This window comes from Campylobacter sp. US53, assembly GCF_004378995.1.
Taxonomy (GTDB): domain Bacteria; phylum Campylobacterota; class Campylobacteria; order Campylobacterales; family Campylobacteraceae; genus Campylobacter_D; species Campylobacter_D jejuni.
The window spans coordinates 1-585 of the sequence record NZ_RYYH01000024.1 but is presented as its reverse complement, the minus strand read 5'-3'; the positions used below and the strand labels follow the sequence as shown (position 1 = coordinate 585).

At 28.5% G+C, this 585-nt stretch carries 1 pseudogene; it reads left to right on the top strand.

The window, feature by feature from the left end:
• Positions 1 to 11: 11 nt before the first annotated feature.
• Positions 12 to 585 (top strand): annotated as a pseudogene (locus tag ELQ05_RS08465) (hypothetical protein); the annotation flags it as partial.

Sequence of the window (585 nt, the reverse complement as noted above, 5' to 3'; positions counted from 1 at the left end):
CAAGGACATCTATGCCAGCTATTAAGCTTTTTAACTTCACGGGGGGGGGGTATAGAGAATTTTGGTTTAGACTTTCTATTGTCACTTTCTTAAGTGTCAATGCTTTTACAACCACTTAAGAAAACACTACAGATAATCTAAATTTCAATATTCCAGAACATTATTTTAGTAATAACGAACTTTATGATAAAAGCAATTCTACTTATAAAAAACTCCAAGGTATAAATTATTATGCTAAGAGTTCTAAACAAGATATTAATAATCTTACTCTAATTTATAACAATCCTAAATCAAATATTTCAAATACAAACGATTTAAATTTTAAACATTATTTACTTACCCCTAATATGAAAGAAGATAAAGTTCTTTCTTTTAAAGCAAGGCATGAGCCGATCATAGTATAAAAACAGTTAGAGTGCTTCCTTTCTTAATCACAGCAAAAACCGATCATGCTGATGCAAGTTATAATAAACTTATATTAGAACAAGGAGAACTTAGTTCGGTTTTTTATCTTAAACCTAAAGATACTCATATAAAAAACCCTAGTAATTCTAAAAGCAATCAACGCATGAATTTCTTAATGAG